The organism is Niabella beijingensis (assembly GCF_020034665.1).
Lineage (GTDB): Bacteria > Bacteroidota > Bacteroidia > Chitinophagales > Chitinophagaceae > Niabella > Niabella beijingensis.
Genome location: NZ_JAIQDI010000002.1, coordinates 1,834,738 through 1,858,892, shown reverse-complemented (window position 1 = coordinate 1,858,892; position 24,155 = coordinate 1,834,738). Strand labels below are relative to the sequence as shown.

Here is a 24,155-nt window from a genome sequence, read left to right as displayed (position 1 = left end):
TCATTTCCCCGTCTCCGGGTAAACAGCAATGCGATGGGTTCTGAGGTAGTATTTCAGGTCGCTTTGTTCGGTGCTGTTATTAAAATCCAGACTTTTGGAGGCCTGCAGGGGCATGTGACAGCTGATGCAGTAATTATTGCCCTGCTGCATGGTGATGGCGTGGGTGGATTGCTGATGGCAGCTCATACAGCGTTGTACAAATACTTCCTTTTTATTGCGCTCATTGATATGCGGATCATGACAGCTCATACAGGTCATTGAGCTTTGCTGATAACAATTGCTCAGCATCAGCGACTGCATTTGCATGCCATGGGCATCCGGATCCTTACCCGAGCCGGGATAGTACATATAGTAGTTCGTAAGGGAGTCGCCGGGGGTAAAGGCGAAAATGGACCGCAGCGATACCGGGTCGCCGGAATGGCAGGTAGCGCAGAGGTCCAGCTGCTGCTGCCGGCTCAGCGCCTTTATAGATACCATGTTCCGGGCTTTCTTTTCCTGCGGGTTATCCTGGTGGAAAGTTACGTGCTCCGCCGCCGGCCCGTGACAGCGCTCACAGTCCAGACCGTACAGGACGGTATTGGCCTTTATCTGCTCTACCGCGTACTGGCCCTGGGCCAGGCTGTTCTCCGAATAAGCATAGGAGCTATGGCATTCAAAACAGCGGCGCACAATGGGGCGCGTGTAATTGGGGCGGTCCTTTTGAAAGCCCGGACTGTTGGTCCAGCGTTTTATAGCACTTAAATAAGTGAGGGGCAGTTCAAACAACTGGTCGTCTTTCCAGTAGGCAAAGGTCCATGCTTTTTCGCCGGAACCAAAGGCTACATCCAGGGGCTCGCTCCGTTCCTGCCTGCCGTTTAACAGATAGGACTGAACCAGTTTGCTGTGTGCTGTTTCCAGTACCACCAGCTGGTCGTTGGGAAAATGCACCGTGTCGCTCAGCGCGGCAATCAGTTTGCGGAACCGCTCTGCGTCCACTTTTGCAGAAGTGTTAAAATGGCTGGTGTGCACATAATCATCCGATATATTTTTATGGCACTGTACGCAGCTTGCGGCGCCGGCATACCGGCTGCCTCTTGGATCGCCGGAGGCAGTACGCCGGTCTGTACATTTTAACAGACAAACAGCGGTGCAAATGATCAACAGAAGTACTGTAAGTATTTTCAAATGGCGCGATTTAGATGCGGTAGACGAATATACTATTTTATCAGCACATCTATAAAGCAGCGGTGGTCTGAAACAGCCCGTCGAGAGCTTCCGGGCAGCGACGGTTGCTTATTGTTTGAAATGCTGCGCACCAATGCACCGGCGGACGCCGCTTTGTGTTCATAGGTATGGCAACGGCCCTGCAGTAATCCTTATTCTATTGCAAACTGGGCGGAAAGATAATAATAGGTATCATCCGTTTGTTTGTAATAGGAAGTCTCTTCCGTATCCATGGGTGCGGCGGAGTAGTCGACCACGGCAATAAGCTGTCCCAGCTTTTTACCCATGGTTTTTGCTATTTTTTCAGCCCGTTGTTTGCCATCGGCAAAAGCGGCGGTATAGATCCTGTCCATATCCGTTACAGGTTCGTACCGGATGCGCCGGGATGCAATGCTTACGGCGCTGCCACGTTCACCGGCCAGGCGGTGCAATTTGATAATATCGGCCTCATTACTGGTCTCAAAATGGTACATGCTGCCCTTGCCGGGATATTGTAATAACGCATAGCCCAGCTGGTCTTCCCGGAACCGGTCCTCCTTATAACCCGCAGCTTTTGCGGCGGTGAAGAAGGCGTTTTTAATGGAATCATAAGAGTTGGCCTCACCGGTGCTGAGGTCCTCCGAAATAAGGATATCGAGGATATAGGATTTTACCGTCCTGGGTACCTTTGCCATTCCCCTTACTTCTATATAGGCTTTACTGGCCTGTGCGCCGGCAAAGGAGGTAATGAGGACTGCGGACAGGAGAAGGAAGATTTGCCTCATAAAAATATCTGTTGGAGGTGAAAGCGGCTTATGCCAGGAACCCGAATTTTTTTTCAAAAAACTTCCCGATAACAGGTACAGGTTTGCATACCTCGTTTGCAGCATTGATGATGCCCAGTATCAGCAGGATGAGAGGTACAAGACTGATGAGTGAAAAAATGAGTGAGAGGGCCGGGAGGATGGCAGACAGGATGCCCACTGCAATGGAAACGATCACACTGAAAATAAAGACACCCAATCCCTGCTCCAGATGATAGCTTACCAGTGTGCTTTTTTCCTGCTGGTCCTTATAGGAAAAATAAGTGATCAGCCAGCCGATGATCGTGATGTAGGAAACGATTGCCAAGGTTTTGTTGCTCATAATATTTTTTTTAATATAACAATGAGCAAATATTTTATTGAAACAGGAGTTATTCCAAAAAACAGGCGTCTATTAAACGTCTACAACGCCTTACGGACCCGGTTACAAAATGTAGACGGCCTGTTGACACCGCTGTTCCCGGCAGTCATCGCCTCCGGAAGATTACGTAAAATGTAAAAGTGAAAACGCAACTGCCGGTACCTAACGGCCTGTTTTTTCTGTAATGATCCGCACCGGCCCTGTCAGCCCGCTCTTCCTCAGAGCGGCTTCCTTTGGAGGTCCGTTTATGGTCCACGTCTTTCTCCGGTCTTCTGGTAGCCCCGCATCATATACCAGGCGGTTGAACCAGGTGCTGGTCACTTCGATTTTTAAAGTGTTATCACCCGGCCGGATGGCTTTTGTGATATCCAGCTTGTAAGGGGCGGCCCATAAGGTGCGCAGGGATTGCCCGTTAACAGCTACAGAAGCGATCATACCGACCTCGCCCAGGTCGATCGAATACTGCATGTCCGGTGCCACCTGGTCCAGCCGGAAGGTCGTGGTGTAAACAGCCGTTCCGGAAAAAGCTTTTCCTTCCTTTGAAAGATCGAGCTCCTTCCAGGGTTTGAGCCCGGATAGCTTTAGCAGGGATGGTGCGCCCCAGCCTTCCGGAAAGCGGAGGGTCCAGGGGTTTGTAAGAGCAGTGGAGGCAACCGTCGTTACGGTGGCCGGTTGTTTGTTTTTCTTTTCCCTGTTATTGCGGCGGAACACAAGGAAACAGGAACCCGCTTCCGGCAGATCGAGTGCAACCGAAGTACGATCTCCCTGCTGTTCGGTCCGGATGGGTGTAATGTCTCCGGAAACAGGATCCCACAACTCAACCATTCCGGTATTACGAAAGCTCAGTGTGCCGTTGAACCGGTTCCCTTTTGAAGGACAGATAAAATACCAGTCGGCATCCGGTGTGCTGCGGTGGAGCCACTGTGCCGCTCCGCCGGAAACATCAGGTGCAATGTTTAAGGCGCTCAGCGCATCAGACAGGGACATGCCGGAAATGATCGTTCCCCTGCCGGATTGCCGGATGCCCCGGGGCTGAACCCAGATGCTCTTTACCATTGCATCAAACGACTCTTTTGCAGCGATCCCGCCGCGGAGTGTCGCAATTCCCGAAGGCGCATTACCCACCACGGTTGCTCCTGCTTTTACCAGCGCCGCTATTTTTTTAACCGTTTCAGGCAGCAGGCGGGTATTGTCGGGCAGCCACAGGAGCCGGTACCGGATCCCTTCCGGCGTAACGATCCATCCGTTATCGACAGAAAGCCGGTTCAGCAATACATCGGTATTGCAATAATCATATTTAAACCCTTCGGGGAACGGCGCCTGCTGATCCGGTTTGTGGTCGATCGCATCGCCCAGGTACCAGAGTATGTCGGATACAGGCCGTCCTTTTTCCAGCAGGTAATTACAACGGGCAAAATAGCGGTTGATCTCGGGCATGTGTTTCCACCAGGTCTGGCCCCTGAGAAATGGAGTGCCGATACCCGACCCGAAAGAAGTACCCGGCTTTAGAAAGTCCGTTTGCGGATTGTGGGTATAGGTATGAAATACCAGGTGGGTAACCCCCTCGATCATATTGATATTGGCCACCTCTTTGAGCTGCTGCCACTGCTCGTCCCAGGTAAGCGCAAAAGAAGTAAAGGCCTCAGCGGCAATACGGGGTTTCCCATACAGCCGGGCGGCGGACGTCGTAGGTTTTATGGGTTTGAAGTTCAGGGATCCGACATACCCGTTGGTGAAAGGTTGCCAGAACTCGCACATCGGAACATCAGCATATTTATAGTACTCCATGATGTCGGCAGGAAATACGTCGCCTGCTGCTGTTTCATAAGTGATGGACAGGTTCCGCTCCTTTGCAAGCTGATGCATCTTGCCATAAAACTTATTGGTAACAAGATCGCTGATCGTCGCCCGCCAGTCGCGCAGAAAACGGAAAGTGGTCTCAGGGTCTTTTATTACATAGCCGAACACGGCGGGCAGCCATTTGCGGAGCGGGTAAGCGGTAACGCGCTCAAATTCCGCCTCCATATCATCGGTCCAGGTCTGTGTTTCGCACTCCCAGCTATCGAGGAGCATACCGTTGAGCAGTCCGTTGCCCACAGGGCCGCTGCTGTTCGATAACCGCCCGATATACCCCTGGAAATGCGCCGCGGCGCCTTCTTCAGACAGTTTGTTGCACTCCCAGCCGGTGCCTTCCGGCGGGGCCGGTCCGTTTTGTTTTCCGGTGTTCACATGCCCGATGCGCAGGATGGTCCATTTGCCGGGAGGTGCCTTCCAAGTAAGCAGCCCTTTGTCATCCATCAGCCGGGTGAGGTCGCGTATCCGGTCCGGGTCGACACAGGTACCCGGCGGACGGGTGTACCCATCGCCCTTCCGTTCGATCGTCCGCAGGGTCCATCCCGCTTCAGACTCCCAGTTGTTTTTCCGGGCGGCGGAAAGCAGCCGGATGGTGCCCAGCCGGATATCGTGTTCATTTACCAGCTCAACCCTGTATCTTTTTACACCCGGGGTTTCCGCACAGGCCAGGGTAAGGGGGGCATTGTCCTGCCAGTTGCTCTGCGGCAGCCGGGTGTTCAGGATCTCGGTCTGACCGCCGTCGCCGGAAACAGCAACGACCTTTAAGGCAACACCAGGTTCATAACACCAACTGTGGTTTAAACTGTTGATACTGGGCAATACGATCGAACGGACAATGGTGCTGGTATCAAATGTTACCTCGAACCAGTGCGGTGCCGAAGGGGCCGCAGGCGAAAGCGCCACGGGCCGGTCTGGTTTTTCCGACAGGATCGTGTTCCATTGCACCTCCGGACTACCGGTTACAGCTGCAGGTACCAATGGACGGTCGGTATCGCCCTCGGGTGTGGGAAAGGCCAGCACGGTAATGGCTTTATAATCCCGCCAGGGCTCGTTACCACCCGGCTTTGTCAGTGTGACCGTCACCGTTTGCTGCTCTGCTGAAATGTCCCGGCGGCTCCATACCAGATGACGCATGGCGTTGGAGGGTTGGATCCAGGGTCCGCCTGCCATTGCCCAGCCCGGGCAGTTCTGCATTGTGAACCGCAGCCCCAGGCGGCGGCACTCCAGGGCAGTATGGTGTAAGGCAGCATCCCAGGCAGGGCTGAGGCAATAGATCTGCGAATCAGTGGCCGGCCACCGGCCGCCAAACTGACCATGAAATAACTGGACGCCGGAAATGCCCGCCTGTGCTATAGCTTCAAGATCTGCCGTGATCCCCTTCCGGGAGATATTCCCCCCGATAAAATGAAACCAGGTTTCCGGCTGGTAGATCGTTGAAGGAGACAGGAACGCTTTTTTATCGCGGATATCCAAATAGCTGCCGGACTCCGAAGGTATAGCAGCAACCTGCGCAAACGGCACCGCAGCTACGGCAATAAAGGCGATGAAAAGCAGTATACGTATGAATTTCTGGCTCATAAAAAGACAAAATTTTTAAGACGATATGTGATACAGCACTTGTTATCCTTCTTTAATGAGGGCGTAATAAAAGAAGGATTTAATGACCGCAATCTCCGGGTGCAATAATAACAAAGATTTCTGGCAGCTGAAAGCAAAGACGGCAATTGATTTTATCAGATCCGTGTCAACCGGGCCTTGCCGGAGGATAGGGCAGGAGGAAACCGAAGGATACATTGGTTCCTGTAACTGTTGCTGCAAGACTGCTGCCGTTGAGCTCCAGGTAATCCCGGCACAGGTTCAGCCCCAGACCGACGCCTTTTTCATTGGCGGTTCCATAGCTGGATCGGTATTGCAGTGCTGCGGGGCGAAGGGCTGCGGCAAGCGCTGTAGTGTCGGTGATTTCGTTGGAGAGCTCGAAACGGACACCGGTATCCGTAGTACCAATTGCTGCATAAATGGTATGCCCCGGCTGGGTGAACTTTACCGCATTATCCAGCAGGTTCCTTAATACCAGTTGGATGTGGTTTTTGTCGGCATAAACCATGGCGGATTTCTCCGTTTTTATTTCGAGGTGCAGCTGTTTGGCCTGGGCTACAGGCTGATATACAGCTGCAAGGTCCTGCACTATTTCCACAAGGTTAAAGACTTCCGGTCGTAGCTGTACCTCATTCATCTGGGTACGCGCCCAGTGCAGCAGGTTGTCGAGCAGGTTCCGGAGATGAAAAAAACTCTTTTTGTTTTCATTCAGGATCAGCTGTAATTCATCCAGGGAGAGCGCTTCCGGGCTGTCGATGGAAAAGATGCCCAGCATACTGTTGAAGGGCGTCCGGAGATCGTGGGCGATAATTGAGAACAGCTTGTTCTTTACATTATCGGAGGCTTCCAGTCCTGCAATGGCTTCTTTCAGCTTTTCGGTGCGCTTTTCTACCAGTTGTTCCAGCTGCAGGTTGCGGTCTTTGATCAGCCGGTAATTTTCTTCCTGTATGGCCCGCTGGTTTTCCAGTATCAGGTGGTACCGTTGTCCCAGTACAAAGGCCAGCAGCAGGAATTCAATAATAGCACCGGTCTCCAGTATCAGACGGCTGTAAGGGCGGTATTCAAGAACGCCCTGAAGGCTGAGTACATAAATGATGACGGCAAGGATAATGGCAAGCCAGGCCAGCGTAAAATACCGGGTCGGATGTTTCCTGTTGCGTTGTATGCTGATACCACAGATGAGCAGCACCAGCGGCACCAGCAGACCAAGAAGCTGCGCACCGCCGGCAGCCACTGATTTAAGACCAAGAAGGCTGATGATAAGCAAGGCGCCTGTTGCTGCGAACAGGTATTTGAACATCCTGAAAAAGACCGGCGAAATTTTTTGAAGGTCATAAACCTTGTTGGTGATGAGCAGCGAGGACACAAGCGCCAGGCAAAGAAAAACATGCGGGTATTTGTTAAGCAGGATGCGGACCTCCGGCCCGAGGAGGTAGCCATACCCCGCAAAATAGCCGAGCACATAGCACCCGAAGGAAAAAACATAGAGGCAATAATAAAGATAGGACCGGTCCCCGAGGCCAAAGAAGAGGAACAGGTTAAAAGCAAGAAGCGTAAAGAAAATACCGATAAGGCCGGTCTCAATGATCCTGTAACTCGATTTTTCCACCTGGAACAGGTTGCCGGCGCCAGCCATTTTTAAAGGTACCAGCATAATGTTCCGGGTCTTTATTCGAAGCCAGAGAGTTTTGACCGTCGCATCAGCAGCGGTTGAAAATACCGGGAAAACAAAATGATTGGTGCTTTGCACGCCGGGCGATGCCCTGATAACGGCACCGGCCTGGAGGTGTATCCACCCGGTATCCGAAGGCTGATAACAATCGATCTTTTCAAGTGTGGCGGCATCCACTATAAGATAATCCGTCTCTTTTATGCCTGGCCTGAACGGGATACGGATCCATATGGCGGAGGAAGTGTTGCCAAAATTAAGGATATCGGTAAGGCCGTTTTTAAACTGCCCTTTTGCATAAGCCTCCTGCACCTCCTGTAAAGAGCGCACCGTGCTGTTGTCTTCAAACCACGTTACCTTTTTCCCAAGATTCAGCATGGGATCATCCGATCCGGGATCGATAACCTGTGTATGGCCTGTGGTACTAAGAAAAAGGAACAAAAACAGGATAAGCTTCATATAGCCCCGGAATAATTTAATACAAATGGTAAAAGACAGTCGGGAGTAAAACTACAACAATTGGGTTAAATCTGCTGATCTGTCTTATCGCTTCACAGGGCAGGACAACCCCGGGGGTATTTGCATTCGGCTGATCGGGGTATAAAAGAAATCCCTGAAAAGGGATCTCTCTGCTCTTGAGTCGTATGTGCTCTGAGCGGCTAACTAAACCACTGCGTTAATTAAATACCATCCCGCTGGCATCAGGGTACTATTTTCAGGATGAAAGCTCTTTAAATCAGGAAGTCCCCAAAAAGGGACTTCGTCTTGTATCTGTCCATTTCTACAACTGCATGTGTGATTAACGAACAATTAAAAACCGCATATCAAAGATAGGTACTACAGGTATGGGGTATCAGGTAAATAGTTGCAGATTTCCATCCTTATTTAGGATAAATCATTACTTACAGCAGATGACAGGCGGAAAGAAACTGCTGCTGAACAAAAAAGCTCCAATGGCTCTGGATAACATTACAGGTATACACTCCCCTGTAAAACCGCCTGTGGCAGGATGCCGTCTTCGCTGCGCGTAAGGTATCACAGCGCGGACCTGATCCGCTTATTTAAAAGCAGCAGCAATACCACACCGGGTTATTCCCATTTATCTTTCAGATTGTCCAGGTATTTTTTGGGAGACAGGTTGAAATGCTTTTGAAAATTCCTGCCAAAAGAACTGTGGGAACCAAAGCCTACTTTATTAGCGATCTGGAAGAATTTCTTATCGTTTTCTGCAATAAGCTCGGCCGCTTTTTTCAGCCGGATACGATCGATAAAATCTTTGGGGGATAGTTTGGAGATGGATTTGAGTTTTCTGTAGAAGGTAGCCCGGCTCATATTTACATATTCCGCCAGATCATCCACACTCAGGTTCTTCTTTTCCATGTTCTCATGTATATAAGTGGTCAGCTGCAGTATAAAGGTTTCATCGGATTTTGTCTTGAGCGCTACAAAATTATCCTCCAACGGCATATGCGCCGTATGCTCTTTGATCTTTGACCGGTTTTTTAACAGGTTGGCCACCTGTACCAGCAGCAGGTCATTGGAAAAGGGCTTTCCGATATAGGCGTCTGCACCGGTTTCCAGCCCTTCCAGCAGATCGCGGTGGCTTTTTTTTGCAGTGAGCAGAATGACGGGGATGTGGCAATATTCAATGGTCGACTTCAGTTGGTGGCAGAGCTCCAGACCGCTGAGCCCCGGCATCATAATATCACTGATGATCAGATCAACGAATTGGGTTTGCAGCTGAATAAGGGCTTCATCCGCATTCAGCGCTTTTAAAATATGGTACCTGGTTCCCAGTATCTCCGCAAGAAATTCCAACAGGTCTTCCGCGTCGTCAATGATCAGTAATGTTTCTTTCATGCTTGAAGGTATTATCTGCCGCCGGCCCCGATTCATGGTCGGGATCTGCTGGTAAAGTTAATTCAAAAACAGTGAATGCTCCTGCATCTGCGATCAGCTCCAGGCTTCCCTTATGCAATTCGGCAAGCGAGCGGGCCAGCGACAAGCCGATGCCGGTTCCGGGAAGGTGTATGGCCGATGGGATCCGGAAGAACGGGTCAAAGATCTTTTTCCGGTATTCGGGTTTTATAGGTGGCCCGTCGTTCGCGACCCGTAATTTGAAATAACCCGGTGCAGCAGGAACCGTATAAAGCCGCATTTCGATCGTTGTTTCTGAATATTTGAGCGCATTGGAAAGAAGATTGCTGATGATCTTCGAAAATGCTTCTTCATCTACAAAGGCCAGCACCGGCTTGTCAGGAAGAATGATCTGCCACCTCAGGTTGCGCTTTTCCAGCTCCGGTTTAAAGTACATCGTGGTGTTTGTGAGCAGGGTGCTGATGTCGACTTCCGTCAGGGTCAGTTCAAACTGGTTGGTCTCCATCTTTCTGAAATCGAGCAGCTGGGAGGTAAGTGTTACCAGGCGGTTCGTGTGTTTCTTTACGAGCTCCAGGTTGCGCTTAACAACGGATGCGTCGTTGATCTGGCACAGGGCCCAGTCCACCGGTCCTTTGATCAGGGTCAGCGGCGTCTGTATCTCGTGCGCTACATTGGTGAAAAAGCCGATCTTGGTATGATAGACCTCTTTTTCTTTTTCCAGTTCAAACAGCCGCAGCCGGTGCTGGTTTTTTTTCTTAAGATTATTGTGGTGCAGCAGCAGCGCCAGTAATAAAAGACCGGTGAGCAGGACTGCATAAGCGATCAGTGCCGGTGTGCTTTTCCACAACGGGGGCAGTACAGTAATAACGATCGTTCTTCTGTTGCTGGTCCAGTAACCAAGATTGTCTTCGGCCTGAACGATAAACCGGTAAGTTCCGGCAGGCAGATCGGTGAAGTAAGCCCTGCGGTTGGCAGTAAGGTAGGTCCAGTCCTGATCAACACCTTCCATTTTATACCGATAACGCACCGCATCGGCGGCCGCAAAATCCAGGGCGGCAAACTCAATGTTAAAAGTGGTTTGCAGATGATCCAGTGTAATCGTATCGGCAAACAGCATCGGTTTTTTAAGCCCCCGGAGTGTTGCCGGTGTCTGTACTTCGTTGCCGAGAAAAAGTCCGGTTATGTACAAAGGGGGAGCTGTATGATCCTTTGTTAACTGCTCCGGCTGAAAAGCGATCATTCCCTTTACCGTTCCGAAATACATTTTACCGTCCGGCGCCCGGTAGGCGGAGTTGTAGTTGAACTGGTCGGTGATCAGTCCATTCGACTTTGTATAGGTGCGGATCGCTTCCGTGCGCGGATCGAAACAGATCAGCCCTTTAAGGCTGCTGATCCACAGGTTGCCTTTTTCATCTTCCAGGATGCGGTACAGGTTGTTCGTGGGCAGCCCATCTGCAAAAGTGTATCTTTTGATCAGCCGGTGGGTGCTGTCCATTTTAAATAATCCACCGCCTTCCGTTGCCAGCCAGATGAAATGCTGCCGGTCTTCATAAATGCCCTGTACGATATAGGAATTTTTTGTGGTATCCTTTAAATGACTGAAGTTAACGTTGCCATACTGCCCCGTTCTGGGATTGTAATAGAATACGCCGTTGGCAAGGCTGCCCGTCCATATAGTGCCGGCATGGTCCTCCGTGATGGCATATACATAAGAGTTCTCCGGTACATATTTTACGGGAGTCAGTTTCCCGGAGCGCGGATCATACTCAAACAATCCCGAGCCCGTGGTGCCGATCAAAATGCGGCCTTCCGAGGTTCTGAATACCGACATCACGATATTGCTCATGGAGTTATTCCGCGAAGTGATGCGCGGATGGCGGTCAATGATCCTTCCGCTAACCAGGTCCATTACTTCCAGTCCATGAAAGAACGGGCCAATGTATAGTTTTTTGTTATCGACCAGCAGACCGTGTATGTTCGGGTAAGAGGGACCCCGCATCGGATCATCACTGGTGATCTGCCGGAAGTGCCCGGTTGTTTTATCAAATATGTTGATGCCGGCATCCTCGGTACCGATCCAGATATTTCCTTCCTTATCCTCACAGATCTCGCGTACGGCGTTTCCGGAAATCGAACCGGGCGTATTCATTGGGTAATATTTTTCAAACTGGTTGTTCTCTTTAGAAAAATAGTTGAGCCCCCCGAAGAAAGTGCCCAGCCATACGCCTTTTCTCGAATCGGCATAAACGGAATAGACCGCGTTATCATTGAGCGAATAAGGATCGCCCGGAGTTTTTTTTAAATGGGTGATCTGTGAAGTGCGCAGATTATAAATATACAGGCCCGATTCCGTAGCGATATAACTGAGTTCCTTTTCCGGGCTGATAAAGATCTCCCGTACAAAGATCTCGGCATCCTTTTCGGTTTTCCGGAGTACGGGAGTCATCTGCCGGGTGTTAAGATCGTAACGGAACAGGCCACGGATCGAGCCGATCAGTAAACTGTTGTTGAAATACCTGATCTGGGTGATGCTCCTGTGTTCCGGCTGCTGACTGCCGGGCAATGCAAGATCCGTAATGGTATTGTCCGAAAGGGTTATTTTTTTTACTTCATTCAAAGGTGTAACGACCCAGACACGGTCCGTTTCATCGATGTCGATGGCGGTAGCGGCAAGCTTATAGTCAACCAGCTTTGCAGTACGGGGTATATATTCATAGAGGGTACCCCTGGCAATGACCCAGAGATGATTGCGGCTGTCAATTCTTATATCCCGGATATTGGCTGCCGGAAAGGCCACCACCTGCTCAAAAGTTTCGACATCCGGAGTGAATTTATAGATACCGGAGGCGGTTCCGATCCAGAGAATACCGTTTTTATCTTCGCGTATGCTGCGGATATAATTGGTTCCTGTTTTGCTGCGGTCGATGACATAGCTTTTAAACGTATATCCGTCAAACCGGTTCAACCCGCCGCGTGTCCCCAGCCATATAAATCCCATCCGGTCCTGGGAGATGCAATTCACATTATTGTGCAGCAATCCTTCATCGACCTGATAATGTTTGAAATAGTAAAAATCAGCGGTTGCCGTGATGGCACAAAGCATCAGCAAGCCCGTGAGAAGGATATCTTTAATACGGTTCAATGTCAGGTCTCAGAATGTTTTAATTACTGTTCCGGATACAGCTGTTTGCAGAAGTACCGGCACGCCGGCTATCGTTGCTGTTCCGTGAAAGCGGCCGGAAGGGCCCGTTCATCAGCCTGTTTCAAAGATAGATTAAAAGCAGGGAAGAATTTTCAAAAACACTTTTTTGAACAGTGGCAAAGCGGCTGCTGCCGCATTTGAGATGTATTGACCAGATTTTGATCAGATTGGTGCGGCGATCGTTAATTACTTTGTACTGGTCAGGGGTCCTCCTGTAACGATTCATGCTGTCAGAGAAGCCGTTAAAACAACAGGCCGGTCAACCATTACAAAGGATGCTGAAAACTTTTATTTTTTTACAACGTGTGAATGACAGAATACGCGGTACAGGATTTGCAGTTTGGGGATTGATGGGTAAATTCGGACAATGATAACGAACAATACTATTGCAGCGATCACATTGCGGCGCGGCCGGTGCTTAAAACGGACCATTGGCCTGTTGGTACTGCAGGTGCTGTACACCTTAACAACGATGGGCCAGGACCGGCCGAACATGATCCTTTTTATTTCTGACGACCTGAACCAGCAGGATATGGGATGTTATGGCAACAGGGATGTAAAGACCCCGAATATAGACCGGCTGGCAGCGGAGGGCATGCGGTTTACAAAGGCGTACGCGGCCTCGCCCATGTGTTCCCCGTCGAGAAGCGTCATGTTCACGGGACTTTACCCGTTCCGCAACGGATCGCAGATGAATCATTTTACGGTGCGTGCCGGTACGCGCAACCTGCCGCAGTTTTTGCAGCAGCAGGGCTACCGCGTTGTTATTGCCGGCAAGATCGATGTTTTTCCGCAGCAGAATTTTCCCTTTGAGCGGATCGGTCAGGAGTTCGGCCGGTATGAGCCGATTGAGAACCGGCTCGACCGGAAACAGGAAACGGTGCATCTGATCGAGGACCATTTTAAAACACATGCCGGTCAGCCACTCTGTCTGATCGTAGCGCCCTGGGTGCCGCATGTACCCTGGTTCCCCAACCGCGACTTTGATCTGCAGCAGCTGAAGCTGCCGGAATACCTGGCTGATACCCGGGAGACCCGTCACGCGCTCGCTTCCTATTACCAGAGTATTGGTGAAGCCGATAAAATGCTGGGCACCGTATTACAGGCACTCGATAAATCCGGTGAAAAAAATAACACTGCTGTGCTGTTCCTTTCTGATCAGGGAGCCCAGTTCCCGGCTGCCAAATGGACGGTGTACGACCAGGGGCTAAGGGTTCCGTTAATTGTTCGCTGGCCGGGGAAGACACGGCCCGGCGCTGTCTCGGATGCACTGGTATCGCTGGCGGATCTGACGCCAACGCTGGTTGACCTGTCCGGAGGCCCGGAGATCAAAGGCCTCGACGGAATCTCGTTTAAGGAAGTGCTGCTGGGAAAAAAGCAAACCCATCACCGCTACATATTTGCCGAAACTTCCGTAGAGCCGCATTACTGGTATAATTATACACCCGCCCGATCCGTGATCACCGCAGAAGGATGGCATTATATAAAAAATTATCATCCCGGTGTGCGCTTTATCACGCATATCGATAAAGTGGAACGCAATGAATTTTATTTCGATTCCTGGGTGGCGCAGGCAGCCACGGATACAACAACAAAATTCCTGCTCAACCGCTATAGTTACCGCCCTCCGGAAGAACTGTTTGACCTGAACAGCGACCGTACCGAATTTAAGAACCTGGCCGGTGTGCCCGATTTCCGCGGCAGACTTGAAGCCCTGCAATCATTGCTTGACAAGGAGCTGGAGCGCCAGGGCGAATCTGAAAAAATGATACTGGAGGGGCCATTGCCGCAGTTCAGCAATAACAGCTATACGATCGCACAGAATAAAAGCGCGGCGGATCTTTCCTTTAATAAAAAGATCTGGAACCCGGATGTATTGTACATTACCGGCTATTTAAAAGGGATCCGGGAAGGAGGTGTTGTGTGCAGCTACTTTAATAATTTCCGGTTATATGCATCCGGGCAGCGGATCGGTATCCAGCTTCCGGATGGGCGGGTATCGGAAAGCATTGTTCTGCCGGCTGCCGAGGGCGAACTGCTGGTGCGGCTGGATGCACAGGGAACGCTTCAGGTACAATTCGATCACCAGGTGGTACTGAGCACAAAGCTGGATAAGGACCTTACAAAGATCAACGGCGGATATGTGACCTGCGGTAAGATACAGGGAGAAACGCTGACAGGCAAACTGCAACCATTCCGCGGAACCATCAGCGATCTCCGGTTCACGATGAATGATTTGTCGGGAACACCGTGATACCGTATGTGGTAACCGCCATAACGGGAGCAGTACGAAAATAAAAACGTAAGGAAATATATGAATCTGAGAACGACGGGTCTGCTGATACTGGGATGGCTGCTGGCCTGCACAGCAAAGACGCAGGCACAGGCAGATGCAATACGGGCAGCATTAAAATCACACGACAAGGCAGTGCTGGTAAAGGATGATATCTGGATCCGGGATCCTTATATTGTACTCGGCCCAGATGATTACTACTATCTTACAGGAACCACACAACTGCCCGCGTCGAAGCTGAATGAAGGTACAAAATACAATGTAGGACTCGGCGATTCCAGCCAGGTAGGATGGTCCGTTCGGGTCTGGAAAAGCAAAGACCTCGCAGCATGGGAATATGCAGGGGAGCCTTTCCGGCTTACCGATGGATACTGGTCAAAGAAGCGGCCACAGGCGTTTCAGCATACACCATCCTCCAAATGGCATTTGTGGGCGCCGGAGCTGCATGTTGTAAACGGCAAATGGATACTGCTCCATACCACACCCGGACCTGTTAAAGGCGGGTCCAATCTGGCAGTTACGAAAAGCAGCCAGCTCACCGGGCCTTATGATTTTCCGTTGGGCGATCTGTCGGCAAAATTGCACGACCCTTCTTTATTCCAGGATACGGACGGTAAGGTATACCTGATCTGGGGTAATACACAGATCGCGGAGCTCACTCCGGACCTGACCAGGTTTAAAGGACCACCACAGGCCATACAACCTTCCACACTGCGCGAGATGCCGGATGGTACCCGTCAGCCGGGCATCGGACATGAAGGATGTACGGTGCTGAAGATCGGGAACAAATATGTATTGTTTGGTACCGGATGGTCGACCAACAAAGGCCGGAGGGGCTCCTATAATCTTTATTACGCAGTGGCGGGCTCCGTGAAAGGGCCTTACGGACCTCGTAAATTTGCAGGGCGTTTCCTCGGACACGGAACCCCCTTCAGGGACAGAGAGGGCCGGTGGTGGTGTACGGCCTTCTATAACAGCAATGTGCCCCCGCTTGACCGCGATGGCATACAGACACGCAACCTGGCCGATAATGCTTATACGATCAACAGGCAGGGGATCACTTTGGTTCCGCTGGAGGTAACGGTGCTGAAGAGTGGAGATATCCGGATCAGGGCAAAGGATGCGGATTATGTTGCACCAGGGCCTGACGAGGTACAGCAGTTTCCTCCGGACAGCGGATCAGAATAAAAACAAACAAGATGCAGATACGCACGATGATTTGGCTGTTACTGATGCTGGCAGCCACAGCCACAACAGCCCAGGACGGGAAGGTAAAACCCAATATTGTCTTTATTATGGCGGATGACCTGGCCATGAAGGATATCAGTCCTTATGGCAGCAAGCAGGTACGTACACCACATATAGCACGGCTGGCGGAAGAAGGACTCTGCCTGGATAATATGTATAACGTGGTGCCTGTTTGTGCACCGACGCGGCAGAACCTGCTTACCGGGCTCGGACCGGTGCGCAACGGCGCTTATCCCAATCACAGCGAGATTTATAAGGGCATTAAAACCCTGCCGGTGTACCTGCAGGAGCTGGGATACCGCACGGCGCTGATCGGCAAAAAACATTTTGGACCTGAAGCGGCTTTTCCGTTCGATTTCCTGGGAGGCCGGGATCATGATGACGGAAAAGGACAGGAAGTGGATCTGTCAAAGGCCGCAGAATACATCGCAGCGTCCGGCGATCAGCCGTTTCTCCTGATGTTCACCAGCAATCAGCCGCACAGTCCCTGGAACCGCGGCAACCGGAGCGCTTATAACCCGGCGCAGTTGCAGCTGGGTCCCAATATGATCGACACCAAACTGACGCGGGAGAAGATGGCCGATTATTTTGCCGAGATCACTTACCTGGACAGTCTGGTAGGGACCTGCCTGGACATTATTGAACGCTCCGGAAAAAAAGACAATACGCTTGTCCTGTTTGCAACAGAGCAGGGAAATTCTTTTCCGTTTTCGAAATGGACCTTATACGACCAGGGACTGCACTCGGGATTTATTGTCCGATGGCCGGGAAGGATAAAGCAGGGAACCCGGAACCCCGCGATGGTACAGTATACCGATATACTGCCCACGCTGATCGATATTGCAGGAGGCGATCCGGCTGCCATTCATACCGGCTCCACCGATGCGAACGGGGATACCGGTTTTGATGGTACATCCTTTAAAGCCGTGCTTACGGGTGAACGCACCCATATGCGCGATTATGTGTTTGGCGTGAATACTACCCGCGGTATCATCAAAGGAAGCGCTGCCTATGCCAACCGGTCGGTAAGAACGGAGAAATACCTGTACATATGGAACCTGAATTCAGGCAATCGTTTTTCCAATGTGGTGACGCATTCGCCGCTGTTTCAGCAATGGCTGCATACCGACCCGGCAAGGGCCCGGCAGTATGTGCAGCGGCCGGAAGAAGAACTGTATGATGTCGTGAGCGATCCCTGGCAATTGAAGAACCTGGCCGCAGACAGCCGGTACGCGGATATTAAAACGGGACTGCGTTCAAAGCTGGATGGATTTATGAAACAACAGGGGGATAAAGGCATTCAAACGGAAATGGAGGCGCTGAGCCGGCAGCCCCGTCATGCAGCAGAAGGGGATTAATGCTGCGGATAACCGGGTTTGCCGCAACACCCGGGAGCTCTGAGACAAACTATACAGAATATGATCAGCAGCAGATTTTGTATCGGATTATTTTTGACAGACCGATAACCGCCAATTATGAATAAATATTTTTTATTATTTTTTTTAACGGCCGCACAATCCGCTTTTGCAGGCCCCGGCCCTCAGCCCAAAAAAGACAAACGCCCTAATATTATATTGATCCTGGCGGATGATCTCGGGTATTCGGATCTGGGGTGTTTTGGAGGGGAGATCCATACCCCCAACCTGGACGGCCTTGCAAAGAATGGATTGCAGTTCACACAATTCTATAATATCTCCAGGTGTTGTCCTACCCGCGCTTCGTTGCTTACCGGTCTTTACAATCATGATGCCGGTATCGGTGCCATGACGGCCCACAAAGATGATCAGGCCTACAAAGGCCATCTCGGTAAAAATACGGTTACCATAGCAGAAGTGCTGAAACAGGCCGGCTACAGGACTGCGATGTCCGGCAAATGGCATGTATCGAACACTGTTAGCCAGTCAACGGAAGCCGCACAGCTGAAATGGCTGAGCCACCAGGAGCAGCATCCGCTGTTTTCCCCAATCGACCAGTATCCTACCAGCCGCGGGTTTGAGAAATTTTACGGAACGATCTGGGGGGTTGTGGATTATTTTGATCCTTTCAGTCTGGTTGAAGGCACCAAGCCGGTTACCAATATTCCCAAAGGATATTATCATACAGATGCGATCAATGAAAAAGCCTCGGGATATATACGGGAGTTCAGCAGGGGCGACCAGCCCTTCTTTTTATATGTGGCGCAGAATGCACCGCACTGGCCGCTTCAGGCGTTGCCGGAGGACATCGAAAAATATAAAGATAGGTATACAAAGGGCTGGGAAGCTATACGGGAACAGCGTTACAAACGTATGGTGGAGCTGGGGCTGATCGATCCCAATGTAACAAAACTGTCTCCGAGACATCCGGCGGAGACAAGCTGGGAGGCCAATCCCAACAAGGAGTGGGATGCACGGGCAATGGCGGTGCATGCGGCAATGGTAGACCGTATGGATCAGGGCATCGGCAGGATCATTGCCACCCTAAAGGAAACCGGGACACTGGACAATACCATTATTGTTTTTTTGAGTGACAATGGTGCCAGCGCCGAGCTGTGCGAGCGGTATGGCCCGGGTTTTGACCGGCCCGGTGCAACCCGCAACGGACAAAAAGTGGCCTACAATACGGATAAAAGCGTGCTGCCGGGTCCGCAAACCACCTTCTTCTCCATCGGGCCCGATTGGGCGAATGTAGCCAACACACCTTACCGGTTGTGGAAGTCACAGTCGACAGAAGGCGGCATCCGTACCCCCACCATCGTGTACTGGCCAAAAGGAATAAAGAATAAGGGCGGCAAGGTGGATATGGTGGGGCATGTAATGGATTTTATGGCTACGTTTATAGAGCTGGCGGGTGCGTCCTATCCAGAAACATATAATGGCAACCAGGTGCTGCCGCTTGCCGGTGTAAGCTTTGCAGCAGCACTGAAAGGCGGCAAAAACCGGGGGCATGATCTGTTGTTTAACGAACACGAAGGCAGCAGATATGTGCGCCAGAATGAATGGAAACTGGTAATGCCGAAAGGTACCCGGAAATGGAGCCTGTATAATATGATCAGTGATGCGGCGGAGATCAACGACCTGGCAGCGCAGTACCCGGATAAGGTAAAAGACCTTTCCGGTATGTGGGATGAATGGGCAGCGCAGCATCATGTGCTTCCGAAGCGATAGCCGAAATAGCCCGGCTGCCGGATTGGATCACTATCCGCGGCCGGAAGCGACCGTCATTTATTAAAAGCATACAAACGATTATGTTGTTATCTCTAAAGAACGTTTTACAGGCATTGCCACTGACTGCAATGTTTTTCAGTACGGTTACTGTTCACGCGGCAGTTCCCCCGGGTGAAAAAGACCGGAAACCCAATATCATTATCATCATGGCCGATGATCTCGACTCCCGGCAACTGAGTTGTTACGGAGGTGTGAACCTGAAAACAAAGAACATCGACCGGCTGGCGGAAGAAGGATTGAAGTTCAATGCCATTATCGCTTCTGAGGCCATGTGCGTGCCTACAAGGGCGTCCCTCTTCACGGGCTTATACCCGGCACATCATGGCGCTTACCAGAACCATAAGCCAGTGTATAACGACCTGAAAAGTGTGTGTCACTATCTGAAGTCGGCCGGCTACCGCGTGGGACTTACCGGTAAGAACCATGTTACAAAACCCGTCACTGTTTTTCCGTTTGATATCATTCCCGGGTTTGAACCCAATTGCGTATCACCGACAAATGCATATTTTCTCGACAGTATAAAGCAATACATCCGGCAGCAGCAACCTTATTGCCTGTTTGTAATGAGCATCAACCCGCATGCACCCTGGACGGTAGGGGATCCGGATGCGTTTGATCCCAAACAACTGAAGCTGCCGGCGCATTGGGTGGATACAGATCTAACCCGGAAACAGTTCTGCAAATACCTGGCGGAAGTGCGGCGACTGGACGATGAGGTAGGCGATGTGCTGAACCTGCTGAAAGAGACGGGTGAAGATAAAAATACCATAGTCATTTTTCTGGGAGAACAGGGACCACAGTTTCCCGGTGGAAAATGGAACCTCTTTGACAATGGACAGAAAAGCTCGATGATCGTACGATGGCCCGGTGTGGTAAAGCCTGCTTCAGAAACAGATGCTATCGTGCAGTATGAAGATATAACACCCACACTGATTGATATCGCAGGCGGCAGCCCCGTTAAAAGCCTGGATGGCAGAAGCTTTAAACAGGTACTGGAAGCTAAGACCGCGGAGCACCGCAGCGTTGCTTATGGCATTCATAACAACATACCCGAAGGACCGGCCTATCCCATCCGGAGTATCCGGGATCATCAGTACAAGCTGATCATGAACCTGCGGCCCGATTCTGCCTATTACATCAAATACATGATGAATACCAAACGGGAAGAGCTTGCATGGACCACCTGGGTGGCCAAAGCTGCACACAGCGCGGCAGATCAAAAACTGGTGGAACGCATCGCGCACCGTCCGGCCCTGGAGTTCTATGACCTTAAAGCCGATCCCTATGAGTTGAACAATCTTGCCGGACAGGCGCAGTACGGGGAACAGATCCGCAGTTATCAATCGGAATTGCTGAAGTGGATGAAAGAGCAGGGCGATACCGGTGCAGCAATGGATAAACCCATTAAAAGAAAGAAGAATTTATAAAAGGTATTATATCCTGTGCAACAGTATGCCTGTACCGCCGTTTGCTGCTGACCGGCAGGTGAATATGGCACGGAGCACAGGCAGGCAACAGATAGTATGGACGCCCGAACCCGCTTCAGGAAAAGGGGCCTCCTCATAAAATACCATTCCTTTAAAATTTATACTTATTTATCAGCTATGCGGAGATGTTGTTTTATTATCGGGTATTTTTTATTTGCCACTGTTTTTACAGCAAAAGCACAGCAGTGGAAGATGCAGCCTCATTCACTGGTGACCGAATGGGCAAAGAAAGTGACTCCCCGGAATGTGTGGCAGCAATATCCGCGCCCGCAGCTGAAACGGAAAGAATGGATGAACCTGAATGGGCTATGGGATTACACCCTTACCGCTAAAAATAAACCGGTACCGGCTGCCTACCAGGGAAAGATACTGGTGCCTTTCTGCGTGGAGTCGGCACTGTCCGGGGTAAAGAAAAATTTTCTTCCGGACAACCGTCTTTATTACCGGAAGCAATTCACATTACCTGCCAACTGGAACGGGAAAAATATCCTGCTGAACTTTGATGCGGTAGACTGGGAAGCGGCGGTCTGGGTCAACGGTGTACTTGTCGGATCGCACAAAGGTGCTTACGACCGCTTTTCTTTTGATATCACAGCGTACCTGAAACCCGGCAGGCAGGAAGTGGTGGTGGCAGTGGATGATCCTTCCAGCTCCGGAACACAGGCAAGAGGAAAACAACAGCTGCAACAGCAGGGGATCTGGTATACGCCTGTAAGCGGGATCTGGCAAACCGTATGGCTGGAGGCAGTTCCCATGGAAGCCTGGGTCAGTGAACTGCGGATCGTTCCGGATATCGACAAGGGAACCGTTAAGATCATACCCGTATCCAACCGGCCGCTGCGACCCGCTTATAAAGCAACCATCAGTATACAGAATGGCGGCCATAAAATAGCAACGGCAACAGCGGTGCTAAACAGGGAAACCGAGATCGCAATAGAAAATGCCCGGCTCTGGTCTCCCGACGATCCTTTTCTTTACGACCTGCACGTAACGCTGCTGGATAAGAATGGCGCCGCGCTGGATGAAATCGACAGCTATTTCGGCATGCGGAAAATAAGCATCGGAACAGTGAATGGCTTAAAATATACCTTCCTGAATAATAAATCCATCTTCCAGTACGGAACACTGGATCAGGGCTGGTGGCCCGACGGGCTTCATACACCGCCTTCAGAGGAAGCCATGGTATTTGATATCATAAAGACCAAGGAAATGGGTTTTAATATGATCCGCAAACACATAAAAGTGGAACCGGATCTGTGGTATTACCATTGCGATAAGGCCGGTATGCTGGTGTGGCAGGACATGCCTTCGGGTATGGCTGTGGAAGCCGCAGTGCAGGACCGCAAGCCGTTTCATCTGCAGCATGTTCCCAAAAACGGTCCGGATCTATACCGGGATGCGGAAAGTGCTGCACAGTTTGAATGGGAGCTGAGACGTATGATCGATCAGCATTATAACGCAGCAAGCATCGTAACCTGGGTGCCCCTCAACGAAGGCTGGGGACAATACGCCACGATCCGGTTGGCAAATACCATTAAGGCACTGGATCCCTCCCGGCTGGTAAATGCGGTGAGCGGCTGGGCCCTGCGTCCGGCGGGCGATCTGCACGATATACACACTTACCAGACGACTCTGGACCTGCCACCGCCACCCGTTGAGCGGGCCAGTGTGATCGGGGAGTTCGGAGGGATCGGGTATCCCGTACAGGGGCATTTATGGAACCCAGATATGCGCAACTGGGGTTACCAAACCTATCAGTCAGCAGAAGAACTGCTGAAAAATTATCAGCATAAATTCGACCAGATAGTGGATATGAAAAAGAACAAAGGACTGTCAGCAGCCGTGTATACACAAACAACCGACGTGGAAGGCGAGGTAAACGGACTGATGACCTATGACCGGAAGGTGATCAAGATCCCCGTGGCAACGCTTAAAAAGATCCATTCGGCGTTGGAGGATTGACAACAGGTGGGGCACCAGCTTATTCAGGAGCGAAGCCGCCGGTGTACAGGAGGAGTTGCCTGCATAGCGGAGGTAAAAATTACTTCCCTCCCTTATGCTATTGTAAAATAATAAAAGTATCTTTCGTGCCACCGGGGTTCCGGTGACGGGCAGCGATGAAGAGGAACGCTATAAGATACCGGAAGATGATGAAAGAGAATGGCCACAGGCGGAACGCACAGTAAATGGCCGGGAAAAAGAAGGATATGAAAAAGATGATTTTATCAAGATATATCGTAACGGGTACATTTATTACAGCAGCAGTATTTTCCTGCAAGAGCAACAACAGCGAAAACAAGGATGCAGAAAGGGACACGGCCCATTCCTGTATGAAAGTGCCTGCCCGGTTCGGTGTACAGGACTCCTCGGATGTTTCTTTTGGCGGAGATACCTCTGTAACCGGAATGGTATTGATACCGGGAGGCGTTTTTGATATGGGAGGTGATAACAACCAGGCTTCAGAAGATGAATATCCGAAGCATAAGGTACAGGTAGCACCATTTTACATGGATGTTACTGAAGTAACCAACGCCCAGTTCCGGAAATTTGTGGAAGCTACCGGTTATATTACAACCGCCGAGCGAAAACCGGATTGGGAAGAGATCGAAAAAACGCTTCCTCCGGGAACGCCGCGGCCTCCGGATAGTATGCTCATTGCAGCATCGCTGGTGTTTAAGCCTGCTGCGGGGCCGGTGGATCTTTCTGATTACAGTCAATGGTGGAGCTGGGTAAAGGGAGCCGACTGGAAGCATCCGGAGGGGCCGGGCAGCACCATAGAAGGAAAGGACCATTTTCCTGTGGTACAGGTAAGCTGGGATGACGCCCGGGCTTATTGCAAATGGGCCGGCAAACGATTGCCCACAGAAGCAGAATGGGAGTTTGCAGCAAGGGGCGGGCTGACGAATAATATCTATCCCTGGGGAAACGAGCACGTGAATACCGGCACACCGAAGGCCAATTCCTGGGAAGGCAAATTTCCCTATCTGAATGAAAAAAAAGACGGATACCTGACACTCGCCCCGGTTAAAACGTATGCCCCTAACGGATACGGGTTGTATGATATGGCCGGCAACGTATGGGAATGGTGCAACGATCTGTATCATCATGATTATTACAAACAACTTGCAGGTAAGCTGACGGTAAATCCCCAGGGCCCTGAAAAATCCTATGATCCGCAAGAACCGTATACGCTTAAACGTAGTCTCAGAGGCGGCAGCTTCCTGTGCAATGACAGTTATTGCAGTGGTTACCGTGTGGCACGCCGGATGAAAAGCAGCCCCGACACGGGTCTGGAGCATACCGGTTTCAGATGTGTACGGGATAAACAGTGAGATCTGTTAAATTAAAATGTGGT

The 24,155-nt window shown here is 50.9% G+C and carries 14 protein-coding genes; 7 read left to right on the top strand and 7 right to left on the bottom strand.

The genetic code is table 11. The features are described from left to right. The 7 genes from K7B07_RS23835 to K7B07_RS23805 all read right to left on the bottom strand — a co-directional run bounded on the left by K7B07_RS23835 (window position 1) and on the right by K7B07_RS23805 (window position 12,506). The gene (locus tag K7B07_RS23835) at window positions 1–1,164 is read right to left on the bottom strand and encodes a multiheme c-type cytochrome (protein ID WP_223713053.1); all 1,164 of its coding nucleotides are present in this window, start codon (window positions 1,162–1,164) and stop codon (window positions 1–3) included. Window positions 1,165–1,355: 191 nt separating this feature from the next. Then, the gene (locus K7B07_RS23830) at window positions 1,356–1,967 is read right to left on the bottom strand and encodes an SIMPL domain-containing protein (RefSeq protein ID WP_223713052.1); all 612 of its coding nucleotides are present in this window, start codon (window positions 1,965–1,967) and stop codon (window positions 1,356–1,358) included. A 28-nt stretch (window positions 1,968–1,995) separates the two neighbouring features. Continuing rightward, entirely contained in the window at window positions 1,996–2,328 is a 333-nt protein-coding gene (locus K7B07_RS23825) for a magnetosome magnetite crystal formation protein family (protein ID WP_223713051.1), read from the bottom strand. Between the two features lie 201 nt (window positions 2,329–2,529). Continuing rightward, complete coding sequence (locus K7B07_RS23820) at window positions 2,530–5,799, bottom strand: glycosyl hydrolase (protein WP_223713050.1); 3,270 nt, start codon at window positions 5,797–5,799, stop codon at window positions 2,530–2,532. Between the two features lie 166 nt (window positions 5,800–5,965). Beyond that, on the bottom strand, window positions 5,966–7,945 hold the full coding sequence (locus K7B07_RS23815) for a sensor histidine kinase (protein WP_223713049.1): 1,980 nt from the start codon (window positions 7,943–7,945) through the stop codon (window positions 5,966–5,968). Window positions 7,946–8,575: 630 nt separating this feature from the next. After that, window positions 8,576–9,346, bottom strand: coding sequence for a response regulator transcription factor (locus K7B07_RS23810; RefSeq protein ID WP_223713048.1), 771 nt, complete (start codon window positions 9,344–9,346; stop codon window positions 8,576–8,578). After that, window positions 9,321–12,506 carry a ligand-binding sensor domain-containing protein gene (locus K7B07_RS23805; RefSeq protein ID WP_223713047.1) on the bottom strand — a complete coding sequence of 1,062 codons (3,186 nt, stop codon included), beginning with the start codon at window positions 12,504–12,506 and terminating at the stop codon, window positions 9,321–9,323. Before K7B07_RS23805 ends, K7B07_RS23810 begins: the two co-directional genes overlap by 26 nt. Window positions 12,507–12,933: 427 nt before the next feature. On the opposite strand from K7B07_RS23805, the gene K7B07_RS23800 reads away from it, so the two are divergent. From K7B07_RS23800 to K7B07_RS23770, 7 genes are all read left to right on the top strand, one after another. Next, the gene (locus K7B07_RS23800) at window positions 12,934–14,820 is read left to right on the top strand and encodes a sulfatase family protein (protein WP_223713046.1); all 1,887 of its coding nucleotides are present in this window, start codon (window positions 12,934–12,936) and stop codon (window positions 14,818–14,820) included. A gap of 60 nt (window positions 14,821–14,880) precedes the next feature. Next, on the top strand, window positions 14,881–16,047 hold the full coding sequence (locus K7B07_RS23795) for a family 43 glycosylhydrolase (protein ID WP_223713045.1): 1,167 nt from the start codon (window positions 14,881–14,883) through the stop codon (window positions 16,045–16,047). A gap of 11 nt (window positions 16,048–16,058) precedes the next feature. After that, complete coding sequence (locus K7B07_RS23790; protein WP_223713044.1) at window positions 16,059–17,465, top strand: sulfatase family protein; 1,407 nt, start codon at window positions 16,059–16,061, stop codon at window positions 17,463–17,465. A gap of 117 nt (window positions 17,466–17,582) precedes the next feature. Continuing rightward, window positions 17,583–19,253 carry an arylsulfatase gene (locus K7B07_RS23785; RefSeq protein ID WP_223713043.1) on the top strand — a complete coding sequence of 557 codons (1,671 nt, stop codon included), beginning with the start codon at window positions 17,583–17,585 and terminating at the stop codon, window positions 19,251–19,253. Between the two features lie 80 nt (window positions 19,254–19,333). Beyond that, window positions 19,334–20,740, top strand: coding sequence for a sulfatase family protein (locus K7B07_RS23780; RefSeq protein ID WP_223713042.1), 1,407 nt, complete (start codon window positions 19,334–19,336; stop codon window positions 20,738–20,740). 177 nt (window positions 20,741–20,917) lie between these two features. After that, complete coding sequence (locus tag K7B07_RS23775; RefSeq protein ID WP_223713041.1) at window positions 20,918–22,762, top strand: glycoside hydrolase family 2 protein; 1,845 nt, start codon at window positions 20,918–20,920, stop codon at window positions 22,760–22,762. Between the two features lie 245 nt (window positions 22,763–23,007). Continuing rightward, the gene (locus tag K7B07_RS23770) at window positions 23,008–24,132 is read left to right on the top strand and encodes a formylglycine-generating enzyme family protein (RefSeq protein ID WP_223713040.1); all 1,125 of its coding nucleotides are present in this window, start codon (window positions 23,008–23,010) and stop codon (window positions 24,130–24,132) included. Window positions 24,133–24,155: the final 23 nt, after the last annotated feature.

Coding starts and splice junctions, on each gene's coding strand:
- K7B07_RS23830 (WP_223713052.1), bottom strand. CDS start 1,967: ATGAGGCAAATCTTCCTTCTCCTGTCCGCAGTCCTCATTACCTCCTTT.
- K7B07_RS23825 (WP_223713051.1), bottom strand. CDS start 2,328: ATGAGCAACAAAACCTTGGCAATCGTTTCCTACATCACGATCATCGGC.
- K7B07_RS23820 (WP_223713050.1), bottom strand. CDS start 5,799: ATGAGCCAGAAATTCATACGTATACTGCTTTTCATCGCCTTTATTGCC.
- K7B07_RS23815 (WP_223713049.1), bottom strand. CDS start 7,945: ATGAAGCTTATCCTGTTTTTGTTCCTTTTTCTTAGTACCACAGGCCAT.
- K7B07_RS23810 (WP_223713048.1), bottom strand. CDS start 9,346: ATGAAAGAAACATTACTGATCATTGACGACGCGGAAGACCTGTTGGAA.
- K7B07_RS23800 (WP_223713046.1), top strand. CDS start 12,934: ATGATAACGAACAATACTATTGCAGCGATCACATTGCGGCGCGGCCGG.
- K7B07_RS23795 (WP_223713045.1), top strand. CDS start 14,881: ATGAATCTGAGAACGACGGGTCTGCTGATACTGGGATGGCTGCTGGCC.
- K7B07_RS23790 (WP_223713044.1), top strand. CDS start 16,059: ATGCAGATACGCACGATGATTTGGCTGTTACTGATGCTGGCAGCCACA.
- K7B07_RS23785 (WP_223713043.1), top strand. CDS start 17,583: ATGAATAAATATTTTTTATTATTTTTTTTAACGGCCGCACAATCCGCT.
- K7B07_RS23780 (WP_223713042.1), top strand. CDS start 19,334: ATGTTGTTATCTCTAAAGAACGTTTTACAGGCATTGCCACTGACTGCA.
- K7B07_RS23775 (WP_223713041.1), top strand. CDS start 20,918: ATGCGGAGATGTTGTTTTATTATCGGGTATTTTTTATTTGCCACTGTT.
- K7B07_RS23770 (WP_223713040.1), top strand. CDS start 23,008: ATGAAAAAGATGATTTTATCAAGATATATCGTAACGGGTACATTTATT.